This is a genomic window from Hymenobacter coccineus (genome assembly GCF_001816125.1).
Classification (GTDB): domain Bacteria; phylum Bacteroidota; class Bacteroidia; order Cytophagales; family Hymenobacteraceae; genus Hymenobacter; species Hymenobacter coccineus.
This window is the reverse complement of the sequence record NZ_MDZA01000177.1, coordinates 38,156-45,981: the sequence shown is the minus strand read 5'-3', so window position 1 is coordinate 45,981 and position 7,826 is coordinate 38,156. Positions and strand designations below refer to the sequence as shown.

Below are 7,826 nucleotides of genomic sequence, written 5' to 3'. Positions count from 1 at the left end.
GGGGCCCTGGCGCGCCCCCCGCGCCCCGCGCCGGCCGCGCCCCACCGCAGCGCTGGCAACTACCGCAGCGCCAGCCACCACCGCCCCGGCCGCAGCGCCCGCCGTTGTCCCCGGGGCCCTGGCAGCCCCAACGGCAGTTGCAACAGGGGCCCCGGCTCGCCAGGGCTTTAGCCGGCCGGTGCGCGTACAGGCGCGGCAGCTGCTGGCCTTGAGTCCTTTAAATCGGATGGCGGCCGCGCCGGAGGTACCGGCGCAACTGCGGGCCCACCGCCGGGCCGCCGGGGCCCTGGCCCATACCCAGCGCACTGCGGAGAACGGGCTGGGGCGCGTGGCGCTGTTTTTTATCGGCGTGACGCTGGCCGTGCTGGCGGGCCTGGCAGCGCTGGTGAACTTCATTTTTGGGGTCGGGTTTTTCACCGCGCTGGGCTACACGGCGGCCGGTTTGGTGGTGCTGTACTTGCTGTACAAGCTGTTCAGCCCGAAAAAGCCAGCCAAGAAAAAGGCTTAATTCAGCGGCTTGCGCACGGCTTTGGGGCCCCGGGGGCGTAACCTCCGGGGCCCCGGCGTGGTTGTACTCCTTTGCTATTTTCTGAAGTTCTATGCCCCTTCTTCCCGTCGACCGTCCCCGCCGCAACCGTAAATCGCAGGTAATCCGCGACATGGTGCAGGAAACCCGCCTCACCGCCCACGATTTTATCTTTCCGCTCTTCCTCATCGAAGGCCACAGCCAGCGGCTGGAGGTGAAGTCCATGCCCGGCATCTACCGCTACTCGGCCGACACGGTGATTGAGGAAGTGGGGCGCTGCGTGGAGCTGGGCATTAAGTCGTTCGCACCGTTTCCGAGCATAAGTGACAGCCTAAAGGACCGGCTGGCGCGCGAATCGGCGAACATGGACGGGCTGTACTTGAAGGCGGTGGCCGACATCAAGCGGCAGTTTCCGGACGTGGTGCTGATGACCGACGTGGCGATGGACCCCTACAGCAGCGACGGCCACGACGGCGTGGTGGACGTGGACTCGGGCGAAATTCTCAACGACGCATCGCTGGAGGTGCTGGGCCAGATGGCTTTGGCCCAGGCCCGCGCCGGCGCCGACATCATCGGGCCCTCGGACATGATGGACGGCCGCGTGGCCTGGATCCGAGATGTGCTGGACAGCAACGCGTTCCAGCACGTGAGCATCATGAGCTACACGGCCAAGTACGCGTCGGCCTTCTACGGCCCCTTCCGCGACGCGCTGGATTCGGCGCCCAAAAAAGGCGACAAGAAAAGCTACCAGATGAACCCCGCCAACCGCCGCGAGGCCCTGCGCGAGCTGGCCCTCGACGAAACGGAAGGCGCGGACATGGTGATGATTAAGCCCGCCCTGAGCTACCTCGACATCATCCGGGAAGTGAAGGACCGCACTAACCTGCCCGTGACGGCCTACAACGTGAGCGGCGAGTACGCCATGATTAAAGCGGCCGCCCTGAACGGCTGGATGGACGGCGAGCGCACCATGCTGGAGGTGCTGCTAAGCATCAAGCGCGCCGGGGCCGACGCCATCCTCACCTACTTCGCCAAGGAAGCGGCCGAGGTGCTGCGCAAGGGCTAGCATGACCATGGACTTGACCATTCGCCGCGCCACGCTGGCCGACTTGCCGGCCGTGCTGGCGCTGGTGCAAGCCGTAGTGCCGCTGATGAACGCCGCTGGCAACCGGCAGTGGATCAGCGAGTACCCTAACGAAGCCGTGTTCCGGCGCGACATCGAGCGCCAGCACCTGTGGGTGGCCGAGCGCCTGGGGGCCCTAGACGGCATCGCCGCCCTCACCCAGGACCAGGACCCCGAGTACGCCGATGCTGACTGGGACGCCGCCGAGCCGGCCCTCGTTGTGCACCGCCTCGCCGTGGCCCCAGAAGCCCAGGGCCGCGGCGTGGCCGGAGCCCTGTTGGCCCAAGCCGAGCACGAGGCCCAAACCCTGGGCCTGCGCACGTTGCGCGTGGACACCAACTCGGAAAACGCCGCCACGCAGCGGCTGTTTCCCAAGCTGGGCTACCGCTTCGCGGGCGAAATCAAGCTGGCGTTTCGGCCGGGGCTGCGGTTCTTTTGCTACGAGAAGTGGTTGGGGTGAACGGCGTAACGGATAGTTCCCGAACGCCTAAAGGCTTTGTATGGAGGGTATAAGTCGGGGTGGTCCGGCGACTTTTTTTGTCGTCGCCACGCTGGCGATGCCCCGGGGCCCCTGTTTTTTAGCAAGCGTGGCCCAATGAAGCCCTTTGGGCAATTCGCCGGACCACCCCGCTTTAGACCACCGTATTTTGTTGCTATGACTGATTGGGTACGCTTGGGTATAGTGCTGCTACTGCTCGGCGCGGGGATGGGGTACAGTGCGCGGGCGGGCAAGCTGACCACGGCCGCCGTGTGGGCGGGCGGTGGGCTGGGGCTGCTCATCTACCTGGGCAGCGGCTTTACTGGGCTGGCGCTGCTGGCGCTATTCTTTGGCCTGGGCACCGCCGCGTCGGGGTGGCGTGTGGCCGACAAGCGCCGCCTCGGGCTGGCTGAGGAAAACCGGGGCCGCCGCACGGCCGGCCAGGTGGTAGCCAACGCCGGTGTGGCGGGCCTACTGGGCCTGCTGGCCTGGCAACTGCCGCCCCACGCGCCGCTGGCCCACCTGATGCTGGCTGGCAGCTTTGCCGCCGCCGCGGCCGACACGCTGGCCTCGGAACTGGGCAACGTGTACGGCCGCCGCTACTACAACATCCTCACCGGGCAGCCCGATGCGCGGGGCCGCAACGGCGTGGTGAGCCTGGAAGGCACGGCCCTGGGACTGGCGGGCAGCGCCGCGCTAGCGGCCGCGTACTGCCTGGGCTTCGGCTGGGGCCCCGCGTTTGGGTGGCTGCTGGTGGCGGGCACGGCCGGCAACCTAGCCGACTCGGTGCTGGGCGCCACCCTGGAGCGGCGCGGCTACCTCGGCAACAACGCCGTCAATTTCCTTAACACCCTGACGGGGGCCCTAGTGGCGGGCGGGTTAATGCAGTGGCTGGGATAGGGCCCCGGGACCTTGTTGGCATCTGCTACACACGAATTTGGGGCGCTGGGGCCCCCGTAGACGTTGGCTTAGGAAATACCGCTACGCAGCGGCTGTTTACCAGGCTGGGCCACCGCTTGGCGGGCTGAATAAACTGCGCTGGCGTTACAGGCGGGGTTGCGACTCTTTTACTACGATAAGCGGCTGGGCTAATCTGGTACGGCAAAGGTTGCTAACTCCGCCAGTTCGGCGGTCAATTGTTTCTCCCAGCCTGCTTGTTTGTCCAAGAACAGGCCATACTTGGTTTCGTCGGCGTATTGAATGTGTCTTTGGTTAGCGGCTTCCCAAGTAACCCGGAGCAAGTCGTTGACGTCTGGCTTTCCTATAAGAATGATGCGTTTGGCGTTAGCCCGCAATTGTTGCCGCAGCCGCCGAGCCGCAACCTCGTTAATGTCCCAAAGCGTCTGCATGTAGCGAACTTGGCACGCTGTGCTCATGCGGTCGGTCGAGTCGAGATAAGAGCCGGTTCGTTGAAACAGGTTTTGTACCGTGCGGTTAGCATTTTTACCAAATAGGTCCGCGATGCCCCTATTGATTTCAATACCCAGATTACCCACTCCTTGGTTTAAATTATTGTGCGAGCGTACCCTTAGTTGGAAGTCGCTGGCCTGTAAACGTCTGGTGGCACTCCACTGCAAATAACCTGGCGGCAGAGGCTTTTGCGATTGGGCAGAACAACAAAGTCCCGACACCAAAAGCAAACAAAATAATAAATAGCGAATCATCTTATAAACAGTTAGTTATCGCACCTACGCAACGTTAATCATTTATTCTCATACGGCCACTTGCCCTGCTGCTTGCTCCAGAGCAGGAACGCGCCCGTGCCCAGTGCCATCATGCCCACCGCGGCCACCTGGAAATACACCTTGAACGCCACGCCGCCCAGGCTGACCTCGACCGGGGCGATGCCGGCGAACACGAACAGCCACACGATGATGGCCAGGACAACAGGCAGCGGGTAGAGCGGCATTTTAAACGGCAGGGCCCCGGTGCCGCGCCGGCGGCGCAGCAGCACCAGCCCCACGGCCTGCCCCACAAATTGCACCAGAATTCGCATGGCCAGGATGGCCGAAATGACCTCGCCCAGCCGAAATAGCAGGCTGAACACGAAGCCCACCCCGCCCAACAGCAGCAGCGACACGTAGGGAAAGTGCTTGGTGGGGTGGAGCTTAGCAAACACAGGCAGGAACTCGCCGTCGGCCGCCGCCGCGTAGGGGATGCGCGAGTAGCCCAGCAGCACTGCAAACAGCGACGCAAACGCCACCAGCAGCACCATGCCCGTGGCCACGTTGGCCGCCGCGGGCCCATACAACCGCTCCATGAACACGCTGATGATGAACTGCGACTTGTCGGAGGTGCCCGCCTGCCAGCCCCGCACTTCCTCCCAGCCGATGACGGTGCCCACACTCCAGTTCAGCAGCAGGTACAGCGCCGCGATGCCCAGGATGCTCAGGAAAATGCTGCGCGGAATGACCTTCTCGGGGCCCTTGATTTCGGCGCCGAGGTGGCACACGTTGTAGTAGCCCAGGTACGAATAGATGGTTTTGACCGCCGCCTGGCCCATGGCAGCCGAAATGAGCAGGCCCGGCAGGGCCCCCACGCCGCCCGCGGGCAGGATGGCCACCGGGTGGTTGGCGTGGGTGAGGCCCCCGAAAATCAACCAAGCCATCAGGCTTAGCACGCCCACCCACAGGGCCACGCCCAGCTTGCCAATGTCCTCGATGCGGCGGTAAAGCAGCGCAATGAGCAGCAGCACCACCGTGCCGGCCACCAGCTTGGGCTGCCACCATTCGGTCATCGGTACGAGGTAGCCGAAGTATTGGGCGAAGCCGATGGCGCCCGAGGCCAGCACCAGCGGCGACTGAATGAGCGTCTGCCACACGTAGAGAAACGACATGTAGCGGCCCCACTTCTGCTCGCCGTAGGCCAGCTTGAGGAAGCGGTAGCTGCCGCCGGCCTCAGGGTAAGCCGCGCCCAGCTCGCTCCAGATTAGGCCGTCGACCGAGGCCAGGGCGGCGCCCACCAGCCAGGCCAGCAGGAAGTTGGGCCCCATGAAGCCCATCACCAGCGGCAACGTCACGAAGGGCCCGATGCCCACCATGTCAATCATGTTGAGGGCAGTGGCCTGCACAAGGCCCAGGCGGCGCTGCAAAGTAGGTTGGGACATAGGCCGCGAAAGTAGGGCCCCGGCCCTTGGCGGGCCCCGGGGCCCCGGCTGGCGGCGGGCCCGGGGCCCCAACGGTTCACCCGCATTTCACGTTCTTTGGGGCGGGGCCGGCGGTTGTTCGGGAGTTGTTCGCGAACGCAGACGTAGGGCCCCGGCTACTTTTTTCCTGGCATGTCGGCTTCCAATTCTTCCAAAATCGCCCTCTACGGGGGCATCGCCACTAACGTGGCCATCGCGCTGAGCAAGTTCGTAGCGGCGTATTTCACCGGCTCGTCGGCCATGCTCTCCGAAGGCATCCACTCATTGGTGGACACCGGCAACGGCGGGCTGCTGCTCTACGGCACGGCCCAGAGCCAGCTGCCGCCCAGCCCCGAGTACCCATTTGGCCGCAGCAAGGAGCTGTACTTCTGGTCGTTGATTGTGGCCATGCTGGTGTTTTCCGTCGGCGGCGGCATGTCGTTTTACGAAGGCATCAAGCACATCCTTCACCCCGAGCCGATGGAGGACGCGAAGTGGAACTACATCGTGCTGGGCTTCTCGGTCATATTCGAGGGCATCGCGGCGTACCTGTCCATCAAGGCCTTCATGGAAAACCATACCGACGGCTTATTCAAGGCCCTGCGCACGAGCAAAGACCCTTCGGCGTTTGCCCAGGTACTCGAAAACTCGGCCGCGCTGGTGGGCTTGATCTTCGCCGGGCTGGGCGTGTTTTTCGGGCATTGGCTGAATAACCCTTACCTCGACGGGGCGGCTTCCATCGCCATCGGGCTGCTGCTGATGGGCGTGGCCGTGTTCCTGGTGTACCGCACCAAGGGCCTGCTGGTGGGCCAGGGCGTGGACGCCGAGACGCTGGCCAGCCTTGAAGCCATTGCCCGCCGCCAGCCCCACGTCGAGACCATCCGCTCGCCCCTGACCATGTACCTGGGCCCCACCGACGTGGTGCTGGCCTTCGACGTGGACTTTGCCGATGCCCTGACGGCCGACGAAGTAGAGCAATCCATTGATGAGCTGCAAAAGCAAATCCGCGCCGAGCACCCCGAGATGAAACGCATTTTCGTGGAGGCCACGTCGCTGAAGTCTGGGGCGTAGGCTGGGTTGCCGGAACCTCACCCCCGTCCCCTCTCTGCGAGAGGGGTGCGTTTAATATGCCCGTTCAGTTTACAACGATTAGGTACTGGCACCCCTCTCCGCAGGAGAGGGGCCGGGGGTGAGGTGCCCGCTCAAGGGGCCCCAAACCAATCTATTGCCTTGTTTAGCAGCACTATAGCCAACACATCGGGGCCCTATTTTGAACCCCGGCACCGGTTTCTAGGTACAAGGAGGCCGCCCCTGCCCCGTTCGCGGTGGCTGGGGGCGGCCGTTTTCTTGTACCTACCCCTTTCGTGATGGATTTTACTACGCTTGGCGCCAGCCCGTTCCAGTCTTTTTGGTGGGGCGGCTTCGAATGCACCGACCAGCTCAACGCCTTCGGCAACCGCGTCGATTTCCTGCCCCTCACCGGCCACCTGCCGCTCATCGACGAAGATTACGCAGCCCTGGCTCCGTTCAACATTGGCACGGTGCGCGAGGGCATCCGCTGGGCCCACATTGAGAAAACGCCCTACCAGTACGATTTCAGCACGGTGCAGGCCATGCTCGACGCCGGGCAGCGCCACGGCATTCAGCAGGTGTGGGACTTGTGCCACTTCGGCTACCCCGACGACCTGACGCCGCTGCACCCCATGTTTGCGCGGCGGTTTGCGGCCCTGTGCCGGGCGTTTGTGGATTTCTACCGCCGCCAGCGGCCCACGGGCACGCTCATCGTCACGCCCATCAACGAGGTGAGCTTTATCTCGTGGCTCGGCGGCGACGCCCGCGGCACCTCGCCCTACTGCAACGGCAACGGCTGGCAGGTGAAGTACGAGCTGATGCGCGCCTACATTGAGGGGGCCAACGCCCTGCGCGAGGCCGACCCCAGCATCCGCATCCTCACCACCGAGCCGCTCATTGCCATTGCACCGCGGTTTGGGGCCTCGGCCCGCGAGGTCCGCGAGGCCCGCGAGGCGCACAACAACCAGTTCCAGGCCACCGACATCCTCTGCGGGCGCCTGTGCCCCGAGTTGGGCGGCCACCCGGCACTACTCGACATTGTGGGATTCAACTACTACTACGACAACCAGTGGCAGTTGAACCCGCACCAGATGATGGGCTGGAACGACGCCACGCCCGACCCGCGCCTGCGCCCCTTACGCCAGCTGCTGCGCGAAGCTTACCGCCGCTACGAGCGCCCCTTCGCCATCACCGAAACCAGCCACCCGGGCGTTGACCGCCCCCTCTGGCTGCGCATGATTGCCCAAGAATGCGCCGCCGTGCTCGCCGAGGGCCTGCCGCTGTGGGGCACCTGCCTCTACCCCGTGGTGGACCGCCCCGACTGGGACCACCTCGACCAATGGCACCGCTCGGGCCTATGGGACGCCGACCTGAGCCAACCGGGCCCCGCCCGCGTGCTGCACCAGCCCAGCGCCGAGTCCCTGCTCGATGCCCAGGCCTTGGTGGCCGCGGCCGCCCGGCCGCGCCGAGCCCCGGCGCTGGTTTCGTAGCCGGCCAGGGCCCT

8 protein-coding genes are annotated in these 7,826 nt (G+C 64.6%); 6 read left to right on the top strand and 2 right to left on the bottom strand.

The features are described 5' to 3' along the window. From BEN49_RS28850 to BEN49_RS11585, 4 genes are all read left to right on the top strand, one after another. The coding region (locus BEN49_RS28850) for a hypothetical protein (RefSeq protein ID WP_204376095.1) at nucleotides 1-508 on the top strand (508 nt) is incomplete at its 5' end. A 91-nt stretch (nucleotides 509-599) separates the two neighbouring features. Next, complete coding sequence (gene hemB / locus BEN49_RS11595) at nucleotides 600-1,592, top strand: porphobilinogen synthase (protein WP_070743553.1); 993 nt, start codon at nucleotides 600-602, stop codon at nucleotides 1,590-1,592. Between the two features lie 7 nt (nucleotides 1,593-1,599). Next, a complete protein-coding gene (locus BEN49_RS11590) occupies nucleotides 1,600-2,109 on the top strand; it encodes a GNAT family N-acetyltransferase (protein ID WP_239691913.1) in 510 nt (169 codons plus the stop codon). Nucleotides 2,110-2,304: 195 nt separating this feature from the next. After that, nucleotides 2,305-3,027 (top strand): DUF92 domain-containing protein, encoded by a 723-nt coding sequence (locus BEN49_RS11585; protein ID WP_070743550.1) that lies wholly within the window; start codon nucleotides 2,305-2,307, stop codon nucleotides 3,025-3,027. Between the two features lie 188 nt (nucleotides 3,028-3,215). On the opposite strand, the gene BEN49_RS11580 is transcribed toward BEN49_RS11585, so the two are convergent. Further along, nucleotides 3,216-3,791 carry a hypothetical protein gene (locus BEN49_RS11580; RefSeq protein ID WP_125916774.1) on the bottom strand — a complete coding sequence of 192 codons (576 nt, stop codon included), beginning with the start codon at nucleotides 3,789-3,791 and terminating at the stop codon, nucleotides 3,216-3,218. Nucleotides 3,792-3,829: 38 nt separating this feature from the next. Then, on the bottom strand, nucleotides 3,830-5,233 hold the full coding sequence (locus tag BEN49_RS11575; RefSeq protein WP_070743545.1) for an APC family permease: 1,404 nt from the start codon (nucleotides 5,231-5,233) through the stop codon (nucleotides 3,830-3,832). A gap of 171 nt (nucleotides 5,234-5,404) precedes the next feature. Between BEN49_RS11575 and BEN49_RS11570 the strand changes: the two genes are divergently transcribed. Both BEN49_RS11570 and BEN49_RS11565 read left to right on the top strand, forming a co-directional pair. Beyond that, nucleotides 5,405-6,322 (top strand): cation diffusion facilitator family transporter, encoded by a 918-nt coding sequence (locus BEN49_RS11570; RefSeq protein ID WP_070743542.1) that lies wholly within the window; start codon nucleotides 5,405-5,407, stop codon nucleotides 6,320-6,322. Between the two features lie 296 nt (nucleotides 6,323-6,618). After that, nucleotides 6,619-7,812: an amine oxidase gene (locus BEN49_RS11565; protein ID WP_070743539.1), complete on the top strand. Its 1,194-nt coding sequence runs from the start codon at nucleotides 6,619-6,621 to the stop codon at nucleotides 7,810-7,812. Nucleotides 7,813-7,826 lie beyond the last annotated feature (14 nt).

Coding starts and splice junctions, on each gene's coding strand:
- hemB (WP_070743553.1), top strand. CDS start 600: ATGCCCCTTCTTCCCGTCGACCGTCCCCGCCGCAACCGTAAATCGCAG.
- BEN49_RS11590 (WP_239691913.1), top strand. CDS start 1,600: ATGGACTTGACCATTCGCCGCGCCACGCTGGCCGACTTGCCGGCCGTG.
- BEN49_RS11585 (WP_070743550.1), top strand. CDS start 2,305: ATGACTGATTGGGTACGCTTGGGTATAGTGCTGCTACTGCTCGGCGCG.
- BEN49_RS11580 (WP_125916774.1), bottom strand. CDS start 3,791: ATGATTCGCTATTTATTATTTTGTTTGCTTTTGGTGTCGGGACTTTGT.
- BEN49_RS11575 (WP_070743545.1), bottom strand. CDS start 5,233: ATGTCCCAACCTACTTTGCAGCGCCGCCTGGGCCTTGTGCAGGCCACT.
- BEN49_RS11570 (WP_070743542.1), top strand. CDS start 5,405: ATGTCGGCTTCCAATTCTTCCAAAATCGCCCTCTACGGGGGCATCGCC.
- BEN49_RS11565 (WP_070743539.1), top strand. CDS start 6,619: ATGGATTTTACTACGCTTGGCGCCAGCCCGTTCCAGTCTTTTTGGTGG.